Annotated in this window: 20 protein-coding genes and 2 tRNA genes; 13 read left to right on the forward strand and 9 right to left on the reverse strand. The window is 63.4% G+C overall.

Going from position 1 to position 25351, the window contains the following annotated elements; translation table 11 throughout:
* Positions 1-39: 39 nt before the first annotated feature.
* From dnaN to ACO48X_RS00310, 8 genes are all read left to right on the forward strand, one after another.
* Positions 40-1173 carry a DNA polymerase III subunit beta gene (gene dnaN, locus ACO48X_RS00275; RefSeq protein WP_484999422.1) on the forward strand — a complete coding sequence of 378 codons (1134 nt, stop codon included), beginning with the start codon at positions 40-42 and terminating at the stop codon, positions 1171-1173.
* 30 nt (positions 1174-1203) lie between these two features.
* Entirely contained in the window at positions 1204-2547 is a 1344-nt protein-coding gene (recF, locus tag ACO48X_RS00280) for a DNA replication/repair protein RecF (RefSeq protein ID WP_484999424.1), read from the forward strand.
* Entirely contained in the window at positions 2540-3157 is a 618-nt protein-coding gene (locus ACO48X_RS00285) for a DciA family protein (RefSeq protein WP_484999426.1), read from the forward strand. Before recF ends, ACO48X_RS00285 begins: the two co-directional genes overlap by 8 nt.
* A gap of 157 nt (positions 3158-3314) precedes the next feature.
* Entirely contained in the window at positions 3315-5405 is a 2091-nt protein-coding gene (gyrB, locus tag ACO48X_RS00290; RefSeq protein WP_484999428.1) for a DNA topoisomerase (ATP-hydrolyzing) subunit B, read from the forward strand.
* 12 nt (positions 5406-5417) lie between these two features.
* A complete protein-coding gene (gene gyrA / locus ACO48X_RS00295) occupies positions 5418-8006 on the forward strand; it encodes a DNA gyrase subunit A (protein WP_484999430.1) in 2589 nt (862 codons plus the stop codon).
* Positions 8007-8009: 3 nt separating this feature from the next.
* A complete protein-coding gene (locus ACO48X_RS00300) occupies positions 8010-8525 on the forward strand; it encodes a DUF3566 domain-containing protein (protein WP_484999432.1) in 516 nt (171 codons plus the stop codon).
* A 177-nt stretch (positions 8526-8702) separates the two neighbouring features.
* Positions 8703-8776 (forward strand) — tRNA-Ile (locus ACO48X_RS00305).
* Between the two features lie 180 nt (positions 8777-8956).
* Positions 8957-9029 (forward strand) — tRNA-Ala (locus ACO48X_RS00310).
* A 330-nt stretch (positions 9030-9359) separates the two neighbouring features.
* Here the strand turns inward: ACO48X_RS00310 and ACO48X_RS00315 are convergent.
* Positions 9360-9860 (reverse strand): GNAT family N-acetyltransferase, encoded by a 501-nt coding sequence (locus ACO48X_RS00315; protein WP_484999434.1) that lies wholly within the window; start codon positions 9858-9860, stop codon positions 9360-9362.
* A gap of 573 nt (positions 9861-10433) precedes the next feature.
* Between ACO48X_RS00315 and ACO48X_RS00320 the strand changes: the two genes are divergently transcribed.
* Positions 10434-14105, forward strand: a complete 3672-nt coding sequence (locus tag ACO48X_RS00320) for a leucine-rich repeat protein (RefSeq protein ID WP_484999436.1) — start codon at positions 10434-10436, stop codon at positions 14103-14105.
* A gap of 246 nt (positions 14106-14351) precedes the next feature.
* Here the strand turns inward: ACO48X_RS00320 and ACO48X_RS00325 are convergent, their stop codons facing one another.
* The 5 genes from ACO48X_RS00325 to ACO48X_RS00345 form a co-directional block, all read right to left on the reverse strand.
* Complete coding sequence (locus ACO48X_RS00325) at positions 14352-15080, reverse strand: class I SAM-dependent methyltransferase (protein ID WP_484999438.1); 729 nt, start codon at positions 15078-15080, stop codon at positions 14352-14354.
* Between the two features lie 262 nt (positions 15081-15342).
* The gene (locus ACO48X_RS00330) at positions 15343-16068 is read right to left on the reverse strand and encodes a M50 family metallopeptidase (protein ID WP_484999440.1); all 726 of its coding nucleotides are present in this window, start codon (positions 16066-16068) and stop codon (positions 15343-15345) included.
* Between the two features lie 148 nt (positions 16069-16216).
* Entirely contained in the window at positions 16217-16426 is a 210-nt protein-coding gene (locus ACO48X_RS00335) for a helix-turn-helix transcriptional regulator (protein ID WP_040323003.1), read from the reverse strand.
* 155 nt (positions 16427-16581) lie between these two features.
* A complete protein-coding gene (locus tag ACO48X_RS00340; RefSeq protein ID WP_484999442.1) occupies positions 16582-17283 on the reverse strand; it encodes an ABC transporter permease in 702 nt (233 codons plus the stop codon).
* 146 nt (positions 17284-17429) lie between these two features.
* A complete protein-coding gene (locus ACO48X_RS00345; RefSeq protein WP_484999444.1) occupies positions 17430-18362 on the reverse strand; it encodes an ABC transporter ATP-binding protein in 933 nt (310 codons plus the stop codon).
* 285 nt (positions 18363-18647) lie between these two features.
* On the opposite strand from ACO48X_RS00345, the gene ACO48X_RS00350 reads away from it, so the two are divergent.
* Both ACO48X_RS00350 and hemQ read left to right on the forward strand, forming a co-directional pair.
* On the forward strand, positions 18648-19958 hold the full coding sequence (locus tag ACO48X_RS00350; protein WP_484999445.1) for a ferrochelatase: 1311 nt from the start codon (positions 18648-18650) through the stop codon (positions 19956-19958).
* Positions 19959-20156: 198 nt separating this feature from the next.
* Positions 20157-20894 (forward strand): hydrogen peroxide-dependent heme synthase, encoded by a 738-nt coding sequence (hemQ, locus tag ACO48X_RS00355; protein ID WP_484999447.1) that lies wholly within the window; start codon positions 20157-20159, stop codon positions 20892-20894.
* A gap of 137 nt (positions 20895-21031) precedes the next feature.
* Here the strand turns inward: hemQ and ACO48X_RS00360 are convergent, their stop codons facing one another.
* Positions 21032-22042, reverse strand: a complete 1011-nt coding sequence (locus ACO48X_RS00360; protein ID WP_484999449.1) for a YhdH/YhfP family quinone oxidoreductase — start codon at positions 22040-22042, stop codon at positions 21032-21034.
* Between the two features lie 200 nt (positions 22043-22242).
* On the reverse strand, positions 22243-22800 hold the full coding sequence (locus ACO48X_RS00365) for a hypothetical protein (protein ID WP_484999451.1): 558 nt from the start codon (positions 22798-22800) through the stop codon (positions 22243-22245).
* Positions 22801-22996: 196 nt separating this feature from the next.
* Between ACO48X_RS00365 and ACO48X_RS00370 the strand changes: the two genes are divergently transcribed.
* Complete coding sequence (locus ACO48X_RS00370) at positions 22997-23506, forward strand: peptidylprolyl isomerase (protein ID WP_009198059.1); 510 nt, start codon at positions 22997-22999, stop codon at positions 23504-23506.
* A gap of 100 nt (positions 23507-23606) precedes the next feature.
* Positions 23607-24335, forward strand: a complete 729-nt coding sequence (locus ACO48X_RS00375) for a rhomboid family intramembrane serine protease (protein WP_484999453.1) — start codon at positions 23607-23609, stop codon at positions 24333-24335.
* A gap of 103 nt (positions 24336-24438) precedes the next feature.
* Here the strand turns inward: ACO48X_RS00375 and ACO48X_RS00380 are convergent, their stop codons facing one another.
* Positions 24439-25146 (reverse strand): cell division protein CrgA, encoded by a 708-nt coding sequence (locus ACO48X_RS00380; RefSeq protein WP_484999455.1) that lies wholly within the window; start codon positions 25144-25146, stop codon positions 24439-24441.
* Positions 25147-25351: the final 205 nt, after the last annotated feature.

Here is a 25351-nt window from a genome sequence, read left to right on the forward strand (position 1 = left end):
AGGTATATCCTTTAAGGATTCAAAGAAAGAAGGTCTGTAGTGAAGCTTAGGGTTGAACACGACGTCTTCGCCGACGCCGTTTCGTGGGTTGCCCGCACGATCCCCTCGCGCCCTTCCCTTCCCGTTCTCGCGGGAATGAAGATCGAAGCGGACAAGGACGGCGTCGTCGCCCTATCCTCCTACGACCCGGACATTTCCTCGCACGCCGTGATAGAGGCCGCCGTCGACGAGCCCGGAACGACGCTGGTCCACGGCCGGCTTCTCTCGGATTTCGCCAGGGCCTTGCCCAACAAGCCGATCGACATGGAGCTGAAAGGCGCCAAGCTCGAGGTGGTGTGCGGGTCGTCGCACATCTCTATGCAGTCGATGCCCCTCGAGGATTACCCGTCGCCGCCGCCCATGCCCGAGGTCTCCGGCGTCGTCGACGGGGCTCTTTGGCAGGAGACCGTCGCGCAGGTGGTGACGGCCGCTTCCTCCGACGACACTCTTCCGCTTCTCGTCTCGGTGTGCATCGAGATCGAGGGGAAGACGATGTCCCTCATGGCCACGGACCGCTACCGGCTCGCGGTGCGCGATCTGACGTGGGAGCCCTCGAACGAGGATGTCTCGCACAGGATCCTCGTGCGGGCCTCGCGGCTGTCGGACATCGCAAAGGCGCTGGGCTCCGTGGGCAAGGTCGAACTTGCGATAGACAACTCGGGCCGGACGGGCATGATCGGCTTTTCGGCGGCCGGCCGCCACAACGTCGCCCGGCTCATCGACGGCGAGTACCCCCAGGTCCGCAATCTCTTCCCCTCGGAGGCGACGGGTTACGCCGTCATCGGACGCCAGGAGATGCTCGACGCGATCAAGCGCGCGAGGCTCGTCGTCGAAAAGAACTCCGCCGTCAGGCTTTCCTTCAGCGAAGGCCAGGTGATCCTCGAAGCGGGCCAGGGGGACAACGCCCAGACGAGCGAGGCACTCGAAGCGACGCTCCACGGCGAGGACATCGTCATGGCCTTCAACCCGAGTTTTCTCCAGGAGGGGCTCGGGGCGACGTCGGCCCCCTACGTCCGCCTGTCGTTCACGAGCGCTTCGAAACCGGCCGTTCTCACCGCGCAGCCCGAGATCGACGGGGAGGACGATCAGGAGTTCCGGCTTTTGCTCATGCCGATCCGCACCTACGGCGGATGACCTGCGAGGCGGGCAGGCGACGGAGAGAGCGTGTACCTTAGCGACCTCGCGCTGACGGATTTCCGCTCCTACGAGCGGGCGATCGTCGCCCTGGAGCCGGGGGTGACGGTTCTCGTCGGCGAGAACGGGCAGGGGAAGACGAATCTCATCGAGGCCGTCGGCTACCTGTCGACCCTCTCGTCCCACAGGGTTTCGGGCGACACGGCATTGGTCCGCAAAGGGGCGACGGCCGCGGTGGTTCAGGCGCGCGTCGTCCGCTCTTCCGCGCCGACGACGGTCGAGGTGGAGATCTACTCCGGCCGGGCCAACCGCGCGAGGATCAACCGCGGACTCGTGCGTCCGCCCGAAATCGTCGGCACGGTGCGCAGCGTCCTCTTCGCCCCCGAAGACTTGGAGTTGGTCTCCGGCGATCCCGCGGCGCGGCGGTCTTTCCTCGACGGAATCATGGTTCAGCTTCGGCCGAGGATGGTCGCGGTCAAATCCGAATACGACAGGGCGGCGCGGCAGCGCGCGGCTCTGTTGAAATCGGTCGGGGCTGCCCGCAGGGGCGGCGGATCGGTGGACGCGGCAGCCCTGGACGTCTGGGACGTCCAATTGGCCAAGCTCGGAGCGAGGATAACCGCCGCCCGCGCGGAGATCGTCGCCAGGCTGCGGCCCTGCGTCGACGAGTTCTACGCGAAGGTCTCGGGCGGACGCGGCCCGGCTGAAATCGTCTACCGCGCAAGCGTCGGGCGGCATGGAGGGCGAGCGGAGGCGAGCGGGGCAGGCGGCGCGTCCGATTTCGGCGAAGGCTTGCAGGAAGAGTTTCACGACGTCGAACTCAACGAAATCCGGCTCATCAGCGCCATGGCCGAGCGACGCGAGGAGGAGATCAGACGCGGCGTGAACCTCGTCGGCCCGCACCGAGACGAACTCGAACTCGCCCTCGGGACGCTGCCCGCCAGAGGCTACGCCTCCCACGGAGAGTCGTGGAGCTACGCGCTTGCTCTCAAGCTCGCGTCCTGGCGAGTTCTGCGCGGCGACGAATCTGGAGAATGGGCGGAAGGCGGCGAGCCCGTCCTCATTCTCGACGACGTCTTCGCCGAGCTCGACGCGCGGCGAAGAGACCGGCTGGCGCGAATCGTCGAAGAGGCCGAGCAGACGATCGTCACCGCGGCCGTCGGCAGCGAACTGCCGGCCGGACTGGGCGGGCGACGCCTGACGGTGACGCTGGGGAATGTCTCGGAGGGACTCGAGAGCGTTTCGGCGGAAACGGGAGGCGCCGCCGAAGGATTTGGCAGTCTCGCCGAGGAATCTCGAGGCGATGCCGAGGAAGACGGCGGAAACGCGTCGGTCGCTGGGAACGGCGGCGTGGAGGGCGGCGGCGATGGCTGACGGCGCGATCGATGCGGCGAGGAGGGCCGCGATTGAGCGCAACGGCGACGTGCTTGCGCTTCGCGCCCTGGATCGGGTTCGGGAGGCCGCGTACGCCCGCGGCGACGTGCGTACGCGGCGCCCGTCGGCAGCGCGGACTTTTGAGGAGGCCCGCAGCCGAGAGACGCACGATGCGGACGAGCCTCTCGGCGACGAGGTGCAGAGCCCCGGCCCGGGATGGGGCGACGTCGGAAGCGGCCCGCGGCCTTCGCACCGCGACCCCCACCCGATCGGCCAGATTCTCGCCCGCTATGTTCGGGACAAAGGATGGGGTGAGAGGCTCGAGGTGGCGTCCGTGGCCAGCAGATGGCCTGAGATCGTCGGCCCGACGGTGGCCAAGCACTGCACGGTCGAAGACTTCTCTGACGGCGGACGGCTCACGCTGCGCACGTCGTCGACGTCGTGGGAAACCCAGATCCGCGCCCTTCAAGCGACTCTTGAAGCGACTCTCGCCAAAGAGGTGGGCGAAGGAGTCGTCAAGGAAATCGTGGTCAAGGGGCCGTCGCAGCCGAGTTGGAAACACGGCCGCTTCTCGGTTCGAGGGCGGGGTCCGCGTGACACGTACGGATGATGCGCGGGGAACCCTGAGGAAACGTGCACTAGCACACGTACGGTCAGATTGGTCCATTCATCCCGTGAAGCGCGGTAGAATTGCTTAGGCCCCTTTGTTGGTGGGGGCCTACCGCAGCGGGGGCAGCGCTTCACACAGGCGTCGTGATGGGCTCCGCATGCTTAGGCGAAGGAGAAACTCAAGCGTGACGACAGACGAAACATCCGCAGAAAACGCGGTCCCCGAAGAGGAAAGCGTCGTCAAAGTCTCAAAAGGCCAGTCCTACGACGCCTCGTCGATCACCGTTCTCGAGGGTCTCGAAGCCGTCCGCAAACGCCCGGGCATGTACATCGGATCTACAGGCGAGCGCGGACTCCACCACTGCGTATACGAGGTGGTCGACAATTCGGTCGATGAGGCGCTGGCCGGAATCTGCGACCACATCGAGGTGACGATCTTGGCCGACGGGGGCTTAAGGGTGCGCGACAACGGCCGCGGCATCCCGGTGAACGAGCACCCGACGGAGCACAAGCCCGCCGTCGAGGTGGTCATGACGATCTTGCACGCCGGAGGCAAGTTCGGAAACGGCGGATACGCGGTTTCGGGAGGGCTGCACGGAGTCGGCGTCTCCGTCGTCAACGCCCTTTCGACCCGAATGGAGACGGAAGTGCGCCGCGATGGCTACATCTGGCGCATCTCCTTTGAAAACGGCGTCCCGACGGGCCCCCTCGAGCGGGGCGCGCAAACCGACGAGCACGGAACGACGCAGACGTTCTGGGCCAATCCCGACATCTTCGAAACGACGTACTACGACTTCGAAACCCTGCGCCGCCGCTTCCGCCAGATGGCCTTCCTCAACAAAGACCTGCGCATCACGCTCACCGACGAACGGCCGACGGCCACCCCCGAAGGCGACGAGGTCGCCGGCGAGACCGGAGAAGGCTCTCCGACGCCGGGATACCGCAGCGTCTCTTACATGTATTCGGGAGGGCTCCTCGACTACGTCAAGCATCTCAACACGACGAAGAAGGTCGAAGTCGTCCACCCGGACGTCGTCTACTTCGAAGCGGAGGACCGCGAGAAGCAGATTCAATGCGAGGTCGCGATGCAGTGGACGTCCGCCTACTCGGAGACCCTCAACACCTTCGCCAATACGATCAACACCACCGAGGGCGGCACCCACGAGGAAGGCTTCCGCTCCGCGCTGACCTCCGTGATCAACAAGTACGCCCGAGACAAAGGGCTGCTCAAGGACAAAGACCCCAACCTTTCGGGCGACGACATCCGCGAAGGCCTGACGGCCATCATCTCGGTCAAGCTCGGCAACCCGCAGTTCGAGGGCCAAACGAAGACGAAGCTCGGGAACACCGAGGCGCGGACATTCGTTCAGCAGCAGGTCTATTCGCATCTGACGGACTGGCTCGACATGCATCCGAACGAGGCGAAGGACATCATCCGCAAGGCCCTTCAGGCGTTCGCCGCCAGGGCCGCGGCGCGCAAGGCCCGCGAGGCGACGCGTCGCAAAAGCGTGCTCGAATCGGCATCGATGCCCGGCAAGCTCAAGGATTGCACGTCGCGCAACCCGGAAGAGTGCGAGATCTTCATCGTCGAGGGCGATTCCGCAGGAGGCTCGGCCGTCAACGGGCGCGACCCCGAACACCAGGCGATCATGCCGATTCGCGGGAAAATCCTCAACGTTGAGAAGGCGCGATTGGACCGCGCGCTTTCCTCAGACACGATCCAGGGGCTCATCACGGCCTTCGGCACGGGCATCGGCGACGAGTTCGACATGGCCAAGCTCCGCTATCACAAGATCGTGTTCATGGCCGACGCCGACGTCGACGGGTCCCACATCGCAACCTTGCTGCTGACCCTCGTCTACAGATACATGCGCCCCCTCATTGAAGGCGGGCACGTGTACCTGGCGATGCCGCCGCTCTACCGCATCAAGTGGACGAATGCCGCCCACGACTACGTCTTCTCCGATCGTGAGCGTGACGAGAAGCTCGTCGAAGGCAAGGGCAAGGGCCTTCGCCTTCCCCGCGAGGAAAGCCAACGCATCCAGCGATACAAAGGCTTGGGTGAGATGAACGCCGAAGAGCTGTGGGACACCACGATGAATCCCGAGGCCCGCACCCTCAAACAGGTTTCGATCGACGACGCCGCGGCGACCGACGAGACCTTCTCCATCCTCATGGGCGAGGACGTCGAGTCTCGCCGAGGCTTCATTCAGCGCAACGCGCACGACGTGCGATTCCTCGACATCTAAGGCAAGGAACCAGTGAGCGAAGACACCGTTTACAATCACGGCCTCATCAAGGGGGTCGACCTCCAGCGCGAGATGGAGAAGTCGTACCTCGACTACGCAATGTCGGTCATCGTGGGCCGCGCCCTGCCCGACGTGCGCGACGGCCTCAAACCCGTGCACAGGCGCGTCATCTATGCGATGTACGACGGCGGCTACAGGCCCGACAGCTCGTTTTCGAAGTCGGCGAAGGTGGTCGGCGACGTCATGGGCCACTATCACCCGCACGGCGACGTCGCCATCTACGACACCGTCGTGCGACTCGTTCAGCCGTGGTCGATGCGCTATCCGCTCGTTGCGGGCCAAGGCAACTTCGGCACGCCCGGCGACCTGGGCGCTGCCGCGCCCAGGTACACCGAGGTGCGGATGGCGCCCCTCGCCATGGAAATGGTGCGCGACATCAAGGAACAGACGGTCGATTTCGAGCCCAACTACGACGGCTCGCTTTTGGAGCCGACCGTTCTCACGTCGCGCTTCCCAAATCTGCTCGTCAACGGATCCGAAGGCATCGCCGTCGGCATGGCGACGCGGATTCCGCCGCACAACCTGCGAGAAGTCGCGGCCGGCGTCCAGTGGTATCTGGAGAACCCCGACGCGACGAAAGAAGAGCTGCTCGCGGCCCTCATCCAGCGGATCAAGGGGCCTGACTTCCCGACGGGCGCCCTCATCCTCGGAACCCGTGGCATCGAGGACATGTATCGCACCGGCCACGGGTCGATCACCCAGCGGGCGATCGTCGAAGTGGACGAGATCCATGGCAGGCAGTGCCTCGTCGTCACCGACCTCCCTTATCAGGTCAACCCCGACCGCCTGCTCGACAAGATGGTCGAGGGCATCAAGGACGGTCGCCTTCCCGGCATTGCCGACATCCGTGACGAGACCTCGGGGCGCGCCGGTCAGCGCATCGTCGTCGTTCTGAAGAAGGACGCCGTGGCCAAGGTCGTGCTCAACAACCTGTACAAGCACACCCAGCTTCAGAACAACTTCCCGGCCAACATGCTGGCGCTCGTCGACGGCGTTCCCCGCACGCTTTCTCTTGACGGCTTCGTTCGCCACTGGGTGACGTTCCAAATGGAGGTCATCCTCCGCCGCACGGAATACAGGCTCGGCGAGGCCCTCAAGCGCCTTCACATCCTCGAGGGCTATCTCAAGGCGCTCGACCAGCTGGACGCCGTCATCGCGCTCATCCGCGGCTCGCAGACGGTCGACCTCGCCCGCACGGGCCTCATGGACCTGCTGGAGATCGACGAAGACCAGGCCAATGCGATCCTCGAGATGCAGCTGCGCCGCCTGGCGGCCCTCGAACGCCAGAAGATCATCGACGAGTACGAGGAGAAGGCCGCCCTCGTCGCAGACTACAAGGACATCATCGCCAAGCCGGAGCGCCAGCGCGCCATCATCGGCGAGGAGCTCGGCGCCATCGTCGACAAGTACGGAGACGACAGGCGCACGACGATCCTTCCCTTCGACGGCGAGATGTCGGTCGAGGACCTCATTCCCGAGGAAGACGTCGTCGTCACCATCACCCGCGGGGGCTTCATCAAACGCACCAAGACCTCCGAGTATCGCGCTCAGCACCGCGGCGGCAAAGGGATCAAGGGCGCCTCGCTCCGCGGGGACGACGTCGTCGAGCACTTCGACGTCGGCTCGACCCACGAATGGCATCTCTTCTTCACGAACCTGGGCAGGGTCTATCGAATCAAGGGATATGAAATCCCCGAGGCGGGGCGCGACGCGAAGGGCCAGCACATTGCGAACCTGCTCGCCTTCCAGCCGGGTGAGACGATCGCCTCGACGATCACGCTCAAGGACTACGACCAGGCGCAGTATCTCGTGCTCGCCACGGCAGACGGCCTCGTGAAGAAGACGCGGCTGAGCGACTACGATTCGCCGCGCACCGGCGGTCTCATCGCGATCAAACTCCGTGAGAACGGCAACGGGACAGATCATGTCGTGGCTGCCTGCCTGGTCAATGAGGACGACGACCTCCTCCTCGTTTCCCGCAAGGGAATGTCCCTTCGCTTCAAGGCGACGGACGATGCGCTGAGGCCCATGGGGCGCCCCTCCTCGGGCGTGACGGGAATGAAGTTCCGCGAGGGCGACTCGCTGCTGACAATGAGGGTGGTCAGGGACAACGCGGAGGTCTTCGTCGTCACAGAGGGCGGTTTCGCCAAGCGGACGTCGGTCGACGAGTATCGGATCCAAGGCCGTGCCGGCTTGGGAATCAAGGTCGCCAAACTCACCGAGGAACGGGGAGACCTTGTGGGAGCCCTCGTCACCGAGGGCGAAGACGTCATGGTCATCATGGAATCGGGCAAAGTGATGCGGGCCTCTGCCGCCGAGGTTTCGAAGACCGGACGCAACACCCAAGGCGTCACTTTCGCCCGTCCCGACGGCGGTGACAGGATCATCGCAATCGCTCGAAACATTGAAACGACGATCGAAGCGGAGGTCGGGCAGGCCGACGGCGAAGGCGAAAACGCCGCGGACACGGTAGCCTCTGTGGTGGAGGTTTCCACGGAAGCCGCCACAGATCACGCCAACCAGGCTGGAGCAACGGAGTAATCGATGAGTGAGAAGCCGAAGACGGAGGCCCCGCGCCCCACGAGTGGGCAGGCCGAGGCCGCCGATACCCGCAATACAGGTTTCAAAGCGGCAGCGGCAAAGGGAAAGGCCGCATTGGGGGCCAAGTTCGCCGCCGACCCCCAACCGAAGCAGTCAGTGGGCATCCGACGGGTGAAGATGACGATCTCAAAGATCGATCCCCTGTCGGCCCTCAAGATTGGCTTCATCACATCAGTTGCGATAGGCATCATGATCGTCGTTGCGATGATGATCCTATGGTTCGTTCTGAACAACATGAAGGTTTTCAGCCAGATCGACGACCTGCTTCAGACGCTCAACCAGCCCGACCTGCTCAGACTCGGCGAGTACCTCGAGTTCGGGCGGTGGATGAGCTTCGCCGTCATCATCGCCATCATCGACGTCGTGCTTCTGACGGCGATGGCGGCAGTCGGGGCGCTGCTGTACAACCTCATAGCTTCTCTCGTCGGAGGCCAACGCATAACCGTCACCGACGAATAGCGAACAGGGTGCCGGAGTTGCGCCTGCTTCCGTGGATTTCGACGCCGCCGAACGCGTCGGCGTCGTCTGGCGGGCTCAGCGGCCCGAGGTTTACTGAGGCACCGCACACATCCCTTGATTTAGGTTTGGAAATCAGCGAAACACTGGGGTAATCTAGATCGGCACCCAGAAGTGCGAGGGCCTATAGCTCAGTCGGTTAGAGCGCTTCCCTGATAAGGAAGAGGTCGCTGGTTCGAGTCCAGCTAGGCCCACGCAAGAACACGGAGGGAATGAATCATGAAGAAGATCGCAGTCACGGCCCTCGCATTCGTTATCGGATACATCGGATGGGTCGGCATTCAAAAGAAGCTTCAGGATCGGGCAGTCTGGTACGAGGTTTCCGATCCCGTCGAATAGTCCGGGAAGCATGTTCTTGTAACTGCTGCCGGCTCGGGGCTATGGCGCAATTGGTAGCGCACCTGCTTTGCAAGCAGGGGGTTACGGGTTCGAGTCCCGTTAGCTCCACTCATCCCCAGTCCGACCTCCCTCGGACTGGGGATGTTTGCGTTTGAGGTTTAGCTGTACGTTCAAAGGCTCCGTCATCGACGACGGCGGACGTCAATCGCCTTGATCGCTTTGATCAACGCGACTCCCCCGATGACGCAGGCAATGTTGCGCCCTACGGCCAAGATCTCCTCTCGTGACATTTTGAATGAACATTCCACCTTCGACGGCCACAATGCGACGTTGCATACGAGTTCCATGCCCATCAGCCTACGTCGAATCGGCCGCCCAAGGAAATGGCGGGAGGCGGAGGTTGAGCGAGAGGCAGAAGATTGAGCGAGAGGCAGGCGATCAAGCGACAGACTCGAGATCAACGATGTAGGCGTTGTAGGGGTTGCCTTCTACGGGCGCGAAGCCGCACTGCCTGTAGAGGTCGACGGCGCCGTTTCCCTCTTCGACGCTAAGAGACACCCGCTCAATGCGGCGATTCCGTGCCTCGCCGAGGAGCGCGCGCAGAAGCAAACGGCCGGCGCCGCGGCGTCGGTAGCCGTCCCACACGGAAATGCTCAATTCTGGAACACCGTCCGCTATGTACCCGAAGCCCGGATCCGTTGCATCGAAGAACGTCAGCCACGCCAGGCCGACGAGCCGTCCGTTTGATTCGGCGGCCAGTCCGAAGTCGCCCGACTCCTCGTCGAATCGGAAGTAGTGGCTGAACTCCGGCGTCGAATCGATGTCGGCGTAGGTGAATCTGCGCGAGCCGGTCCAGTTCATGTTCGCGAGCGTCGCCGCTCGCATGAGCTCGCGATCCGAAGACAACAGAGGTCTAAAGGTCAGGTCGGTGGCTTCCACCCGTCCAAACTACCAGGATTGAAACGATCGAGCCGGATTGAAACGATCGAGCCAGATTGAAACGATCGAGCCGCGACCGCCTTTGTTTGCTCTTGCCGCGTCGATCGAAGCCCTTCGCCTCGGAAATCGAAGAGGTGTGCGGAAGGGATTCAGAGCATAAGCCGCTCCATCAATGAACGAATGCCGATCAGTTCGGCATTCCATTTTCAACTGAAAGGATGGGTATTGAAATCCATCGACGCGAACGTCGAAACGGTATAGGATCAAAGCGTTCTAAAGCGGCAGGGATGCCGCGTCGCTCACCCTTAAACGCTTCACCGCCTGCCTCTAATGTGGAGGAAAATGTGTAACTGAAACAGAATTCCGAGTTCCTCGCGGCGACGGCCGCCCAGGCGAGGTGCGAGACGCAATGTCTCGCGCAGAACCGCGCTTTTCACCTCGCCGCGTGTACTGACAGACACGGCAGTGGCTCGGACTAGAGTTTAAATTGCCTCACAAACGTGGCGGAGACGCCACCACACTCCCCATGCGCGCTCATTTGCACGCCTTCATTGTCACTATATGGAGGGAATCATGTCCACCTCTTTTAAGAGATTCTCTTACACTGCGGCTTTCGCCGCTTTCGCCGTGGTCGCATCTGCGTTGGCCCCAACGGCGACTGCGGCCACACAGGGCGCCGACGCCTCGACGGCTGCGACCGTTCTAGGCTCTCATTTCCCTGCAGACAGAACCGACGACCCGAACGGCCACAACAACCCGGACGATCCCGACGGCGCTTCGCCGCAGTCAAAATCCCCGACGCCGGAAGAATCCGAGGGCCCCTCGCAAGAGCCTTCGAACAACACCGAAAACAAAGCCTCTCCGGGATCCCCCGGCGCGACTCCGGCGGACGCCCCGAGCGCAGACGCGACGCCCGCTGACACGCCTTCTACGCCGACCGGGGATTTCGACATCGACGGCAACGGGAAGCTCGTGCGATACAAGGGTTCGGCCACGGACGTGACGATCCCCGACTCCGTCAAAGTCATCGGCGAGTACGCCTTCAAGCAAACCGGCGTCGTGAAGGCGAAGGTCCCCGCCACCGTCGTCGAGATCGAAAAGGGAGCCTTCTTCGGCTGCAGCTCACTGACGACGGTCGAATTCGAAGACACCGACGCCAAACCGAGCCAACTGGCCAAGATCGGCGAGCTCGCCTTTTACAGAACGGGAGCCTTCAAGGAGACGGCCCTCCCGCGTTCGGTGACGTCCCTCGGACGGGAGGTTTTCAGCAAGAGCGGGATTCAGAAGATTTCGCTGCCCGCAGGAGTGACGGAAATTTCCGACGAGGCCTTCTTCCGCGCGAACCTCCTCAGCGACGTCGTCATCTCGGACAACGTTGAGAAGATCGGATACAGGGCGTTCGGCAGAGCAGGCAAACTCAAGGCTCTCAAGGTCGTTGGGGCGGACGGACGGGTATCGACGGGTTTTCCTTCGAAACTCAAGGCTATCGGCCGGTATGCTTTCTGGTACTCGCCGATGACGGAAGTGACTTTCCCCGCGGGAATGGAGTCGATCGGCGACGACGCATTCGACCGCTCGCACTTGACCAAAGTGACCTTCAACAAGGATTTGAAGTCCATTGGAGATGGGGCTTTCGCAGGCACAGACATCACCGATCTGACGATTCCCGATTCGGTCGTCGAAGCCAAAGGCGCGATGAGGGCCATGAGAAAACTCGTGACCCTTCACATTGGCAAGGGCGTAGGGCCCGATCAGCTTGACGGTTCGTTCTTCGGAACCAAATCTCTTAAGACGATCACCGTTTCCCAGGAAAACCCAAACTACAAGATAATCGCCAATGTGCTGTTCAACGGGGAAGGCACCAAGCTCATCGCGATTCCCCTAGGCCGCACTTTCGACAACGACACGGTGAAAAAATACAGAGTGCCGGCCGGCGTGAGAGAGATCGCCAACAGTGCGTTCTCGGGCTCCGATTTCAAGGAGATCGATTTCCCAAGCAGCGTTCGAACCATCGGCGACTTCGCTTTCAGCCATTCGGCGCTCAAGCGGCTGGAGCTTCCCTCTAGCGTCGAGAGCATCGGAGAGAACGCCTTTTCGGAATGCACCAATTTGGAAAGCGCCGATGTCGGAGGCGCCGTCAAGATCGGCGCGTCCGCCTTTTCGAACGATTCGGCGCTTAAGACCGTCGACTTGCATCCCGAGCTAAACAGGCTCAAGGAGATCGGCGCCTTTGCCTTCTTCTATTCAGGATTGGAAAAGGTGAAAACGCCGGACTCTCTGGTGACGATTGGCGAGCGCGCCTTCTGTGCCAACCAGAGCCTTCTCGAGATCCGCTTGGGTTCCGGGCTGGCGACTATAGAGGAAATGGCTCTCGCAGACACACCGAAACTTCGCTCGATAGAGGTGGCAGAAGGCAACCCCGTCTTTAGCGACGATTCGCGCAAGATGCTCTACGCCAAGCGCGAGAACGGCTTGCACCTCGTTGCGTGTGCCGGGGGCTCCGTGGGCTCAGACGTTCGAGTCAAGGACGGCACCGTGGCGATCGGAGACTCTGCATTCTTCGGCGTTACGTCTATGCGCTCACTCCACCTGCCAGAGGGCCTCAAGACTTTGGGAAGCCGTTCTTTCGAGGACGCGACAAATCTGAGCAACGTTGATTTCCCCGACAGTTTGGAGGTCGTTGGCGGCTTCAACAGAGTTGATTCCCTTCACAAGGTCGATTTCGGCACTCAAATCACGTCAATTGACAGAGCCTTCACCGGAAGGACTCCCGAGCGGATCATCGTGCGCGGAGGCAAGAACGGAAAGTACGATCAGACCTATGGGAACTCGAATGAAACCGTGTCGGCATACTTTGGCGAGGGAATGACGGACATTCGGTACACGGACGGCCGCTTGCCGAAGGTCCTCGTCCTGCCCAGCACCTTGAAGAATCTCGAGCTAGGCAACGGCACGTGGGGGAACGAGGCGCGAAGGGCTGCGGCAGTGTTCTACGTGGCTGCCGACCCCGGTTCGTCCGCGTGGAAGCTGGCGCGGGAGAAGATGCTGGGCGTCGGCATGGATCCGAACAAGCAGCTCAAACGGTACGCGCCGATGAGCGTGACCACACAGTCCCGAACCTCTCAGGGGAAGGTCACCGTTACGGTCAACGTCCGCGGCGGCGTGGCCGAAGGTTCCCACCAGGCGCGGATCCTCACCGTCGGTTCCGGTTCGACGAAGGCCTCGGACTGGGTTGAAGCGAAATCCGTGGGCGACGGCTACCAGGCGACTTTGACGTATGACATCCCCGCCTCGGGTCAGAAGGTCAAGGTCGAGGTCCGCGACCACACTGAGTTGACAGTTCAGAAGGACGTCACTGCAAGCAACGATCCGGCGCCGAGCCCGACGCCGACGGCCTCGCCGAGCGCTTCTCCCTCGATCAGCCCTACCGCTTCGCCCACGTCGTCACCGACCGCAACGTCGTCACCGACTCCGTCGCCGAGCGCTTCTGACGGACCGACGGCCTCTCCGACCGCTTCGCCCACGGCAAGCCCGACTTCTACGTCCAGCCCGACTGCCACGGCGTCGCCGACCGCCCAGCCCGGTGCGCCGTCGGCCAAGAATGCGTTCGTCATCGGCGGCAAAGAAGTGCTCTTCGGCCGCGCAGGCGACACGCCTTTGGTGGGCGACTGGGACGGCGACGGAATCGCCACCCCGGGAGTCAAGCGCGGCAACACCTACTATTTGGTCAATTCGATTCGGGGAGGGAAGGCCGACGTCGTCTTCTCCTACGGCCGTGCAGGCGACACGCCTTTGGTGGGCGACTGGGACGGCGACGGGAGCCAGACGATCTCGGTGCGCCGCGGGCACACCTTCTACCTCAACACAGGGCTTGAAGGCGGCAATGCCGAAGCGACGTTCATGTTCGGGCGCGACGGCGACACCCCGGTCGTCGGCGACTGGAACGGGGACGGCAAGGACACCCTCGCAGTCAGGCGCGGAGCCGTCTTCTACTTCATCGATCGGCTGGCGGGCGGCAAAGCGACGAGCGAGTTCACCGCAGGCGACGGCAAGGAGGTCGCGTTGGCCGGGCGCTGGGTCTCGGGTCAGAAGGCCGACACCATCGGCTTGGTCTCCGACGGAACGTTCCAAATCCTCGATCAGAAGGGTGCGGGAGGGCACTCGTCGCAGGTGGCGCGCGCTCCCCGGTACCTCTCCGGAGTGTTCGCGGACAAGGCGCCCGACACCCTTGCACTGCATGGGTGACAACGGCGAGCGCAGCGGCGCCGGATAACTGCCGCAACGCGCAAGCGACTTGGGAGTCGGTGCGATGCAGTCGCACCGACCCCCAATCGTCAAAGAGCAAACGGCAAAAGGCGGGCAAACCGTCGAAAGTAGGCAAAGCGCCAGAAGGCCGGCGGACTGTCAAAGGGCGGCAAAGCGCCAGAAGGCCGGCGAGCGGCCAAGGGTAAGCCAGGGGACCGGCAAGCGTCAGAGGATGCGTTCTCGCGGCTACTCGGCCGCGGCTCGCAGCATCTTGCTGGACACCCAGGGTCCGCTCCACCAGACCTGCCAGCCGAGGCTCTTCGGCCCCTCGACCTTCAGACCGAGCTTCGACAGCTCGTCGGCATACTCGTTCATCGCTTTAAGATCCGCGATGACGATCCTTCCGCCCGGTTTGAGCACGCGAACCGCTTCCCGGATCGCCCGGGCGCGGCCTTCGGCTTTCGGGATATTGTGAATGGACATGCTCGCGGTGACGAGATCGAAGGAGCCGTCCTCGAAAGGAAGCTCGGTCATGTCGCCCGTGACGAAATCGATGCGCGAATCGACTCCGTTGGCTTTCGCGTTGGCAGTGGCCGCCTTTTCTCCGTTGCCGGACTGGTCGGATTTGCGCCACAGGTCCACACCCGTCAGCTTCGCCTTGGGGAAGCGCTGAGCCGCCATGACGATCACTGCTCCGCGACCACAGCCCATGTCGAGGATCCGCTCGACGGCGGCGTCGTCGGTTTCGCTTAGAATCTTGCGCCAAACCGCAAACTTTCCTCGAAGTGTGGTGTGCAGGTAGATTGCCGTCCCCCCAAGGAACTCGATCGCCAGCAACCCATAGACGATTGGCTGCCACGCGCTGCCGCCAAGCGCCCCGAGCGTCGCGGACGCGAACATGACTCCGGGTATGAACCACAGGATCGGCACGTAGGCGGCATCGATCCCATACGATCCGCGCGGTTTCACTTTCATAGACTTCCTTGGCGTATCAATGGTTTACAACAACTGTGAGGATACTCTGCGGAGCGGACGCGTGTCGACGGCGAACCAGGGCAGAGGTCCGCCAGTCGATGTTGCGCCGTGCAAACGGCGCGCCCGCCGCGTCGGTATTTCGTTGTCGGAAGGGGACGGCGCGAAGCCAATCTCTGTGCCGGCGCTCCCAAGTGTCGGCCTCAAATGCCGCTGCTTCTCCGATGTCGGGATTCCGTGGCGGTGGGACTCTGCGGCGTTGGAATCATGTCACGGCGTCGAACGCCACGTGGACCGCCCACGCGCTGGCGGCGAGGTCGACTAGGAACCATGTGAGGATCCACATCCAAGACGGCATGCGCGTGAGCGCGGCCAGCGTGAAGTGGTCCTGCTCGCGGTCGCGCGTGCGAGCGACGTCCTGCAGCGAGGTCCAGGCGCCGATGAGGAGTACGAGACCGATGCCCGCTACAACTCCCGCCTGGGCCAGCGCGCCGACCTGTATGCGGTCCCCGAGCTGCCACAGGGCGGCGAAGACGAGCGCCGATCCGAGGATGACCAGCACCGTTCGGACGGATCGCGACATGACAAGCAGGCCGATGAGCGCCACGATTGTGACGATGACGATCGCCTTGGACCACCCGCTCAGAGCGCCGACGACGAGAAAAGCGCCAAGGAGCGCCGGGGCCGGATAACCCGCCCATGTGGTGAGAATGCGGCCTGGGCCCGTCGGTTTGCCCTTTGTGACGGCATGCCCGGACATGTCGCGTTGGACGACGAAGCCCTGGAAGCGCCGTCCGCAGGCAATGCCGACGACGGCGTGCCCGGCCTCGTGGACCACGGTTACCAGCGTGCGCCCTCCGCGCTTGACGGCCGGGACCGCGAGCGTGAGCGCAAGAATGCCGGCCCCAATGAGCAAAACGGCGATACTTCGTCCGTTCGTGGACAAGCGAGGCTCGGTCCAGTCCAGCCAGGAAGCGGCGATGGTCGTCATGGGTATCAGTGTTGCACGTGAAACTTGGAAAACGGCTACAAGGCGGAACCTTGCCCTACGCTGGGCGTTCGGGCGGTGCGCATCTAAGGCTTAGGCCATTTGCGGCGGACGGGCAGTCCACGCGCATGACGAATCGGGCTACGCTCCCTCAGATCAACGGCGGGAACTCGTCGAGGCTGAAGACCGATTCCACCGGGACGCCGAACCATCGGGCGATCCTCAAGGCCAGATGCAGGGAGGGCGCGTACTCGCCGCGCTCGAGATAGCCCATCGTCTGATAGTGGATTCCGAGCTCCTCGGCAAGCTTGCGGCGCGTTACCCCGCGAGCTGCCCGCAGCACCGCCAGGCGATTGTGCACGCGTTCGTCCCTACTGCGCGCGGCGTCGTCTTTGGTGCGTGCGCTCTTGTCCTTGCTGCGCGTGCCGCCGTCGTTGGCGCCCACAGCGTCGTCCTTACCGGGCGCACCGCCCTCTTTCCCGCTTGGATCCGGGTTCCTTTGTTGTTTCGTCCTGCTCACGCGTAACCCCTCGAAACGATCTTCTCCCGTGCTGCCGCGACCGATCCCATTGTCTCGCGGCGTATGCTGCGTCGGAGAATGCGGGGTGCGGCGATGTATCCGGCCACGGCCCATGCGGTTAGGACCGCGAAGGCGATCAGGGGTTGGAACGATCCGGATATCTCCACCGATCCGAGTTCGGGTGGGAGCACGGCACTGCGGGCGGCGTGTGCGCCCCAGTAGATCGGAGTCGAGGCCGTGACCCACTGGAGGGGCTTCGGAAAGACGCTGATGGGAGACACAGTGCCTGCGCCGAAGAAGAGCATGCATAGGAGGGTCAAGCAGACGAAAAAACTCAGGGTGGAGTGCACGAGCGATCCCAATGCCACTCCGATGGGGAAGAGGACGACGAGGGAAAGAACGAGGCTGGCCGCCAGGACGAGGAAGTCGGTGAGGGAAGCCGGCCGCAGATCGGGGAAAAGGAGCAGTCCCACAGACATAACGACTACTAGAATGAATCCGTTTACGACGGAAAAAGACAGAACCTTCCCGAACATCCACGATTCCGTTCCGCGCGGCAAAATGCGCATACGCAAAAAGGAGCCGTCATTGTGTTCGCGGAACATCTCGCCCATGATTTCAGCGGCACCGAGCAGGCCGATCGATCCTAGCGCGCTCACAAGGGCGAAAGCGCTGTTTGGGACCAGCTCTGAATCCAAACCGTTCCATTCGTTGAAAGCCAAAAACAGGAGGAACAATGGGCCCAAGCATAGTAGACCGATAGAATTCCGCGTAAGAAAAGCTATGCGCAGTTCGGCGCGGGCCTGCAGACAGCCCGCTCGGGCTGCAGTTCGCATTGAGTGGATCATTGGTCGCCCTCCTTCGGCGAGTTTCTTGTGGTCGGCGGTTCGGGCGTCGGCTCCGACATTCTGGTCAAGGCGGAGTTCTGGGCCCCCTCGACGAGGCCCAGGTAGGCGTCCTCGAGGGACGTCCTGCGAACTTCGAGGTCGCTCACGGACGGATCCTGCATCAGCTCTCGCAGAAATGGCTCTGGCTCCGGCGTGGCGTGCACGTAACGGCTTCCATTCGAAGTCCACATGACTTCGGCCTGCGTCTCGACACGGAGCCGCAAAGACTCGGGCGACCCCTCCGCAGCGATTCGTCCCTCGTTGAGGATGAGAATCGCATCGGCGAGGCGGTCGGCCTCCGACAGGTCGTGGGTTGTCAGAAGCAGCGCCATTCCGGCGTCGACCTCGTCGGCGACGATGTCGTGAACCGCTCTTTTTGCCGTCGGATCGAGCCCGGACGTGGGTTCGTCGAGAATGAGGAGGTCCGGACTGATGACGAGTGCGGCAGCGAGGTCGAGGCGCCTGCGCAGCCCCCCGGAGAGAGTCGAGATCGTCTTGTACGCATGCTTGCCCAGGTCGAAAGAATCGATCAGCTCCGAGACGTCGCGGCAGTCGCGGATTCCCTCGTATGAGGCGCGTATCCAGTTTAGGAACTCCATGACGCGCCATTTCGCGTGGTCCCGTTGAGCTTGGAGCGTCATGCCTATCCTGGCCTGCCAAAGCGGATTGGAGTTATTGGTCGGATTTTCGCCGAAGACTTCGACGGAGCCCGCATTTCGAGGAACCAGGCCTCTGATGATCTCGACGGTCGTCGTTTTTCCGGCGCCGTTGGGCCCGAGCAAGGCAACCGTCTGCCCCCGCTCGACGCGCAAGTTCAGACCGTCGAGAACTGTGACGTCCCCGTACTTCTTCGTCAGATTGACGACGTTGACGACTGCATCGGCTTTCATCTCGCCCTCCTTACTGTAGTGATACTTCAAAATGTAGCAGTAGTGCTATCAACTATGCAAGCAATGCGACATTCTGCTTGCCGCTTTCCGGCATTTCGAACCCTTTGCGTGCGCGTCTTTCCCTCGCCTGAGCAAGCGCCTGTGTGTAGCATCGAGTGTGAGCTTGAACCGTTCCAGTGAATCCAGGAGCCCTTTCAGCGGCGAATTCGCGGATGCGCGCAGACGGCTGCAGACGTTTGCCCTTCCGTTTCCGGCTTTCCCGATTCCTTGAGTGAAAGGCGACAAATGCGAGGTTTGACCCCCTACGACGCCGTGCTGCTGCTGTCCTACGGCGGACCGAACGGGCCCGAAGACGTTCTTCCCTTCTTGCGCAATGCGACGCGAGGCACCGGAATTCCCGATGAAAGGCTCCTCGCCGTCGGCCGGCACTACGAGAGATTCCAGGGGGTTTCGCCGATCAACGCATGGAACCGCAGGCTCCTTGCCGACCTCCGCGGGGAGCTGCGCCGCCGCGGGCACGAAATCTCCGTCGGTTGGGGAAATCGGAACTGGCATCCGTTCGTCGACGAAGGTTTGGCGGAATTGGCCGACGCCGGTGCCCGTCGCATCCTCGTTCTGCCGACCTCTGCTTACGCTTCGTACTCCGGTTGCCGCCAGTATCGAGAGGACCTTGACAGTGCTTTGGCCTCTTTCGAAGGGCGCTACGGGCACGCGGCGCTAGGCGCGGAGTCAAGTGCGGACAACGCCGAAGGCGCCTCGTTGATCGTCGACAAAGTCCGTCCGTTTTACAACACGCCGGGAATGGTCGGCGCGCAGGCGAAAGCGATCGCTGCGGCCTATCGGAAGCTCGCGGACAATGGGATTGATGTGGAAAACGTTCGCCTCGTCTTGGTCACGCACTCGATACCGGTCGCAATGGAAGAAGGCTCGGCGCCCACCGAGGCGGAGCGATCGTCGATCGCCCCCGATCTTTCGACGGAGATCAGTTACGTCGCCCAACACCGGGCGTTGATACGGGCGTTGCTTCCTCTCGTGCGCGGCAGCCTCGGGCTGAGCCGGATCGAATGGGATTTGGCGTTCTGTTCGCGTTCCGGGCCGGCATCGTCGCGGTGGCTCGAACCGGACGTCAACGATCTTCTCGAGAAGCTGGCAGACGAGGACGCGGGCGGCGAAAGGCGAGAATTGGAGCGGAAGGCAGGCGGGGGGCCGACGCACGGGGGGCCTGCGCGCAAGGGGACGACCGGCAGGCCCTCGGTGAGCGGGGTTGTCGTCGCCCCCATCGGTTTCATCTACGACCACATGGAAGTGGTCTACGACCTTGACGTCGAAGCGCGGGAAACCGCGGCCAAGGTCGGCTTGCCCTACGAGCGGGCCGCGACCGTTTCCACGGACGGGGATTTCATCGCGAGCCTCGTCGACGTGCTCGAGGAGCGAGCCGCCCAAGCGCGGGGCGAAGACGTCCAGCCCGTCACCTTGACGGGCGCCGGACCGTTCCACACCGTTTGTCCGGAGCAGTGTTGCCGCTCGGGGAGGCCCGGCGTTCGTCGGCGAGACGAATCCGATGCGGCACGAGTCGGGCCCCGCCTCGAACGGTGAGATCCCGAAGGGCGCAAGACGCGGGCTGCGGGTGCAGGCAGCCTATGGGCGAAAGGCGTCCAAGCCGAGCAACTAGGGCTTGCCCAGGCGGCGCGCAGGCAGCCCACGGTGCGAAAGGCTTCTAGGCTGCGAAAAGGCATAGACTGGCGGAAACAGAAGAAACTGCGAATCGCCCACGCCAACCCGAAGGAGATCCTTATGGATGAGCATATGCAGCGCGTGCCCGATCCTCGTGACGCGCAGAACGTGGACCTCGACGCAATCAACAACGCTTTCCACTACGCGTTGTACGCGGTATTCCGTTTGGCCGATCCACTGCCCGCCGACGCCGACGCGCGACGCCTGCTCATAGCCGAGAGCGCGGAGTGCGTCGACGGCGCAGCCGTCACAACGCGCGGTTGGTATGACACGGCGGGCTTTCGCGCCGACGCCGATTTGATGGTGTGGTGGATCGACGACGACCCCGAGCGTCTCCAAGACGCCTATCACAGGCTGCGCGCCAGTGCCCTCGGCCGCTTTTTAGAGCCCGTTTGGACGTGTATGGGGCTTCACACTCCTGCGGAATTCAACCGTCGCCACGTGCCCGCATGCCTCAGTGGCGTGGCGCCGCGCGATTGGCTGATGGTCTACCCGTTCGTCCGATCTTACGATTGGTACCTTCTCAAGGCAGAGGAGCGTTCGCGCATCATGGCCGAACACGGGCGCAACGGCTTCAGCCAGTACCCGGACGTCAAAGGTTCGACATTGGCGACGTTCGGGTTGAGCGATTACGAGTGGATCCTGGGCTTCGAGGCGGACAGGCTCGATCGCCTCGAAGGCGTTCTCCACGCGCAGCGTTACACGGAGGCGCGCCTCTATGTGCGCGAGGACACACCTTTCTTCACGGGCCGACGCGTGGATCCCATTGCGTGGGGAGAACGCCAGCCGCGAGCTTGAGGCGGTGCGAGAGGACCGGCGCGTCGAAGGAGCAGCGCAGCGCGAAACCCCCGAAAACAACCAGTCCTTTCAATCGAGGAAACCAGCCTCTCGGCCATACGACGGTGATTGGGGTCCGTCACGGCGATTGAGGCCTGTCACGGTGACTGGGGCGCGTCCTCCTCAGAAATCCGAACGACGACGCGGCCGCGAACCCCTTCCTCGACGATCTGGAAAAGCGACGATTCGAGCTCGTCGAAGGCGATCTCCGAGGTGATCGCGCGAAGAGCGTCGGCCGTGAGGGAGTCGGTCAGAATCTGCCACGTGCGCTTCCGCACGTCGTCCGAGGGGAAGGTGACAGTGACCCCGAGCAGGTTGACCCCTCGGAGAATAAAGGGGAGCACGGTGGCATTCAAAGCGTTTCCGCCGGCGTTGCCGAAGGCCGCGATCGACGCTCCCGGCGCCGCCGTTCGCGTGAGCCAGGCGAGGGTGTCGCCGCCGACGGCGTCGATGGCCCCCGCCCACAAGCCCTTTTCGAGCGGCCGCTTGCCAGACGTGTCTGGCCGCGGCTCGACGCGCGCGGCGCCGAGCGAAACAAGGTAGTCTTCGGCGTCCCGCCGGCCGGTGAAGGCCGTGACCTCGTAGCCGCGGGCGGCCAGCAGGGCTGTTGCAATCGAACCGGCGCCGCCGCTGGCCCCGGTCACCGCAACAGGCCCGGCGCCGGGGGCGAGGCCGGCGTCCTCGAGCTTGAGCACCGCCATTGCGGCCGTGACGCCGGCCGTTCCGATGGCCGCCGCCTCAAGGAGCGAAAACCGCGACGGCACGGGGGTGAGCCAGGCGGAGGGAACCCGCAGATACTCGCAGTATCCGCCGCTGTGCTGTTCGGAAAGGGTGGTGCCCACGATCGAGACGGGAGCTCCGACGCCGAGGCCGGATTCTCCGGGTTCGACGACGACGCCGACGGCGCAGCAGCCCCCGACCATCGGGAGCGATCGCGCGATGGGGGCTCGGCCCGTCGCGGCTAGTCCGTCTTTGTAATTGACGGAGGAATGCGTCACCCGGACGAGGGCGTCCCCCTCCCCGAGCTCGGAGAGGGGCACGCGCACGTATCGCCCGCGGACTCCTTCAGGCGTCTCAAACAGTTGGTATGCTGCGGCGTCGTTCGTCATCGTTCCTCGAATTCTCGATGCGCAGCCGCGGAGCCCGCGGCGGAAAGGTTCGTCGGGTTCTCGGCTTGCGACCTCGGGCTTGTGCATCGGGGCTGAACGTTGCGTCAAACCCCGGGCGCTGCCTCAACTGCCCCAAACCCTGGGCGTTGCGTCAAACCCCGGGCGCTGCCTCAACTGCCCCAAACCCTGGGCGTCTGCGTTCAGGCCTTGTGCTTGCCGGATTCGGCTTCGTCGGAAGCCTCGGTGGGAACCTCGACGTCCTCCCAGTACGACTCGGCCCAGGGGTCCTCGACGGGCTGGCTTCGCTTCCACAGGAGGAAAGCTGCGCCTGCTGCGCCCCCGAGGATGGCCAGAGTCCCCGTCACCTTGAGGAACCGGCGCTTTTTCTTGGGCTTGGGGTCGGCGAGGGCCGCTGCCGCGGACGCTTGGACGGCCTGGGCCTTGGTCTTGAGATCGCCCTCGGTCGTGCGGGCGGCGTCGACGGCTGCGCGGGCGACGCGCTTGGCCTTGGGAATGTAGTCGGTGACCGCCTTCTCCTTTGCCTCCGCTGCGAGATGGGCCGCTTGGGCGGCCTTGGGGGCGACCCACTCCTTGCCCTGGTGGGCGAGTTCTTGGGCTTGCGATGCCAAGTGGGCGGCGACCGGACGGATCTTCTCGGCGGCCTGGCTCGCGGCGGCTCCGGCCTGGGCCACGAGGTCCTGAGCCTGGGCGGCGGCCTTCTTCTTAGCCTTCTTCTTCTTGGAACGGCAGCAGAACACTGTGAACCTCCTTCGGTTGTCCGGCGTCGACCGGAAAATGACTGTACTCTCCCATTTTGCCGGGTTTTCGGCGAAATGTCAGCCCGAACGCGCTTTCTGGCCGGTCTCTGCCCACTTGTTTTCGCCCGCAGCGCATTAGTTTGCCGTGAATCGCCCTGCTGCCCTTCCCGCCGCGGCGCTGTGGGAAGATGTACGCATGGAAGCAACACTTCACACCAATCACGGCGACATCGTCGTGGAGCTGTATCCTAACCACGCACCCAAAACAGTCGCAAACTTCGTCGAGTTGGCGACGGGCAAGCGCGAGTGGACCAACCCCGCTACGGGAGAGAAGACCACCGAGCCGCTCTACAACGGCACGATCTTCCACCGCGTGATCGACGGCTTCATGATCCAGGGGGGCGATCCCCTGGGCCGCGGAACCGGGGGCCCCGGCTACCAGTTTGAGGACGAGATCCACCCCGAGTTGAACTTCAACGACCCTTATGTGCTCGCCATGGCGAACGCCGGGCCGGGGACCAACGGCTCGCAGTTCTTCATCACCGTGGCCCCGACGACCTGGCTTTACGGCAAGCACACGGTTTTCGGCAAGGTGGTCGACGACGCGTCGAAGGCCGTCGTCGACGAGATCGCGAAGGTGTCCACCGACATGCGCGACAAGCCCGCCGAGGACGTCGTCATCGAATCCGTCGACGTCGCCGAATGACATTCCGCAGGCCGCGATGAGTGCATCTGCCTCCGAACGAGACGACCCCGGCTTTTCGCCGTCAGGCGACTTGCCGACCCCCGAGGAGCCGCGGAATTCCGTGGATGTTCCCAGCGCCGGCGAAGCGCGCGGCTCGGGCGGAGGCTCCGCGGGCGGCGCTCGCAGAAGGCTGACCGTCTTCAGCGGCCATTGGCCCAGAGCGGCCGTGACAATGGCGCTCATCGCGGCCTGCGTAGGAGTCGACCTCGTCACCCGAGTCGAGGGGTCGATCGGCTCCTATCTCATGTTCGTGCCGAAGCTCGCGGAGCAGGAGCCTTATCGTTTCCTCGCTTCGGCGTTCGTGCATGTCAGTTTTTGGCACCTGCTGCTCAACATGTACGTGCTGTGGGTGTTCGGATCCGTTCTCGAGCCCGCCATCGGGCACGCCAGGTACCTGGGGATCTACCTTCTCTCGGCCGTCGCCGGGAATGCCGCAGTCATCCTCACGTCCGACCCTTTGGGAAACTCGTGGTTAACCGCCACGGTCGGCGCGTCGGGCGCGGTCTTCGGCCTGCTGGGCGCCCAGCTCGTCGTCGCCCGGGTGTCCGGGGCGGACCTGACGGGTTTGGTGGTCTTCATTGCGCTCAACGCCGTCATCTCCCTGAGCCCCGACTCGGGGATCTCGTGGCAGTCCCATGCGGGCGGATTCGTCGCGGGCGCGGCGACCATGTACGCCTTTTCGCGGGCGCGCGTCCTTTCGCCGGAGAAGAGGCGGATCGTCGACGCCGTCGTCTTCGCAGCGCTCAGCGAGACGCTGGCCGTCGTCGTCGCCGTATGGGGCTATTCCTGAAGATGTCTTCTCCGGCAGCGACGCCTTCCCGATCAAACCTTTGACTATGCGAGGCCGCAGCGCCCGTATAAGCCGGGCCGCAAGGGCGCCGACCCGGAGGCCGTCACTTCCACCCCATCGTCATAAGGAATCCGGTGAGCATGAAGCCGAAGCCGATGAACAGGTTGCCGTTGCCCAGGCCCTTGATCGGGAAGTTGCCGCCGAAAATGTAGGCGGAGACGACGATGACGAGGCCGACGATCATGAGGGTGACAAGCAGGGGCGCCCACCACTTCGGCGATTGAAGCCCCTTGACTCTGGTCGGCTTGCGCTCCTTCGACGAGGCCCTCTTTTCCGCGGCCTTCTTCTCTATAGAGCGCTTCGTTCCCTTTTCGGGGTTTCCGGAGCTCTTCTTCGAGCCTTTCTTCGAGGATTCGGCGGAGGATTCCTTCTGTTTGCGAGACGTCTTCGAGGCCTCGTCCGTGGTTTCCCCCTCAGATGAGCCGTCCTTCTTAGACGAGCCTTTCGCCGCGTCCTTCTTCGATGCGCGTTTCTTGCCTTTTTTGCCCTTTGCCGGGGCTTCCTCGGGCCCTTCGCCCTTGCCGGAATCTTTCGCGGCGGCCTTGACGTCCTCCTCGTCGCCTTTTGCGGAAGCGCCGTCTGCCTCGGCGGGGTCCGCCTCAGCGGCGCCGATCCCGCCCTCGTCGGCCCCTCGTTCTTCGGCGGCGTCGTTCACGACGTCCGAGCCTTCCGTCGTCTCAGCCTCTTTCGCCGTGTCGAGATCGTCGACTTCGCCCAGCTCGTCGGAATCGAGCTTGTCAGAATCAGCCATGGTCGTCCTTCCGGGTACGCGTACTCAGCCAAGAGTAGTCAAAGGCAGGAGTGAGCGCACCTGCCCATCGAAAACTGTACACATTCGCGGCTGCGAAATCGTTGTGGACAAGCTTGGAGATCGGAAAGGCGGGCAGGCTCGGAAAGGCGAGCAGACTCGGAAACCGGAGCGGCGGGCCTGCGAGGCTCCGCGCCCGGCGCCCGGC

This window comes from Peptidiphaga sp. (assembly GCF_057238965.1).

Excerpts from the sequence above, each read along its gene's own strand:
- gyrB (WP_484999428.1), top strand. The coding sequence starts at position 3,315 with ATGCTTAGGCGAAGGAGAAACTCAAGCGTGACGACAGACGAAACATCC.
- ACO48X_RS00330 (WP_484999440.1), bottom strand. The coding sequence starts at position 16,068 with ATGACGACCATCGCCGCTTCCTGGCTGGACTGGACCGAGCCTCGCTTG.
- ACO48X_RS00300 (WP_484999432.1), top strand. The coding sequence starts at position 8,010 with ATGAGTGAGAAGCCGAAGACGGAGGCCCCGCGCCCCACGAGTGGGCAG.
- ACO48X_RS00325 (WP_484999438.1), bottom strand. The coding sequence starts at position 15,080 with ATGAAAGTGAAACCGCGCGGATCGTATGGGATCGATGCCGCCTACGTG.
- hemQ (WP_484999447.1), top strand. The coding sequence starts at position 20,157 with ATGGATGAGCATATGCAGCGCGTGCCCGATCCTCGTGACGCGCAGAAC.
- ACO48X_RS00320 (WP_484999436.1), top strand. The coding sequence starts at position 10,434 with ATGTCCACCTCTTTTAAGAGATTCTCTTACACTGCGGCTTTCGCCGCT.
- ACO48X_RS00370 (WP_009198059.1), top strand. The coding sequence starts at position 22,997 with ATGGAAGCAACACTTCACACCAATCACGGCGACATCGTCGTGGAGCTG.
- ACO48X_RS00380 (WP_484999455.1), bottom strand. The coding sequence starts at position 25,146 with ATGGCTGATTCTGACAAGCTCGATTCCGACGAGCTGGGCGAAGTCGAC.
- ACO48X_RS00345 (WP_484999444.1), bottom strand. The coding sequence starts at position 18,362 with ATGAAAGCCGATGCAGTCGTCAACGTCGTCAATCTGACGAAGAAGTAC.
- ACO48X_RS00360 (WP_484999449.1), bottom strand. The coding sequence starts at position 22,042 with ATGACGAACGACGCCGCAGCATACCAACTGTTTGAGACGCCTGAAGGA.
- ACO48X_RS00285 (WP_484999426.1), top strand. The coding sequence starts at position 2,540 with ATGGCTGACGGCGCGATCGATGCGGCGAGGAGGGCCGCGATTGAGCGC.
- ACO48X_RS00350 (WP_484999445.1), top strand. The coding sequence starts at position 18,648 with ATGCGAGGTTTGACCCCCTACGACGCCGTGCTGCTGCTGTCCTACGGC.